The sequence below is a fragment of the Glutamicibacter sp. genome, from assembly GCF_050701915.1.
Classification (GTDB): domain Bacteria; phylum Actinomycetota; class Actinomycetes; order Actinomycetales; family Micrococcaceae; genus Glutamicibacter.
Genome location: NZ_JBOGEG010000063.1, coordinates 5,115 through 6,234 on the forward strand (window position 1 = coordinate 5,115; position 1,120 = coordinate 6,234).

The 1,120-nt window shown below is 50.4% G+C and carries 2 protein-coding genes; one reads left to right on the forward strand and one right to left on the reverse strand.

The genetic code is table 11. The features are described 5' to 3' along the window. Nucleotides 1–201: 201 nt before the first annotated feature. Entirely contained in the window at nt 202–717 is a 516-nt protein-coding gene (locus ACRDT3_RS18805; RefSeq protein ID WP_431494437.1) for a GtrA family protein, read from the forward strand. A 100-nt stretch (nt 718–817) separates the two neighbouring features. Here the strand turns inward: ACRDT3_RS18805 and ACRDT3_RS18810 are convergent. Then, nucleotides 818–1,120: hypothetical protein (locus tag ACRDT3_RS18810; protein WP_431494438.1), on the reverse strand; the 303-nt coding region annotated here is incomplete at its 5' end.

Sequence of the window (1,120 nt, forward strand, 5' to 3'; positions counted from 1 at the left end):
GCCGTAGGGCATAACAACGCATTGCCGCCATTGAAGACATTGGACGCTGCCAAAAACGTGTCCGACCCAAGCAGCGCTGGAAGTCTATGGGCTTCAACCTGATCATGTCGTGCAAAGTCACCCGAGAAGATAGCTAAGAACGGACCTGATTACGTTCCAATTTTCTATCCGCCGATCCTGTGGGTGTCTATGCTTGATCCCATGAGTGGCAGAGCCAACGCATTTAGCGATGAAGGTGCACGGGATCCATCGCGCCCAAAATTGCATCGGGAACGAAAGAGAGCTCTGTACTTCTTGGGCATAGGAGGATTCTGTTTCCTCCTGACTCTGACGGTGAATTACGGACTGAAGTTCACGATCCTGGGGGCGCGTCCTACTTCAGCTTTTCTTATCGCTAATGCAGCGGCCACCGTAGTCTCCTACTACCTCTCGCGACGGTTTACCTTTGGGGACGTCGTCCATGGCCTCAAACGTATTCAGTTCATCAAATTCGTCGGCATGTCCACCATAGCTATTGGAATTACCGCGGCGCCGGTTTACGTATCTCGTTGGATTTTTGGAATCACGGAACCTCACGTTTCCTTTGTCGTCCAGGAAATCGCCGACTTTATCGCCGGCCCCATTATCGGCACGTTGCTTGGCATGATCTTCCGATGGTGGGCAATGAAGAAGTTCGTCTTCCTAGATACGCTCCATAAACGTACAGAGATCCTGTAACTCGCGGAGGCAATGCAGCCACGATTCCGTTGCAGGGTCGCTCGACTGTCAGGGTGTCAAAGTAGGACCGAGGATCATGCCGCCCACGGTGTAACCACGATCACTGCGAAAAGTGCCCTGCCGATTTGCGGAGCCCCGAAAACCTGTGTATAGTTTTTATCTGTTGCCGGAACGGAAACAACACGGAATATACCGATTGTTTACCCGGCAGCCAATCACTTTTCACTGAAGGTTTTCCCCCGATTTTGATCGGATCAGGAAGTCTGGTAAGTTGGAAAAGTTGCTCCGGAGCGAAGCAGTGATCTTCTGAAACGGTCATTGTGGTGTCGAGAGTGTTTGTTGTTTGAGAACTCAATAGTGTGCCAAGTTTGTTGATACCGAATATTTTTATTTGGTGAATACA

Bases quoted from the DNA above. Each gene is read 5' to 3' on its own strand.
- ACRDT3_RS18805 (WP_431494437.1), top strand. From the start codon at position 202: ATGAGTGGCAGAGCCAACGCATTTAGCGATGAAGGTGCACGGGATCCA.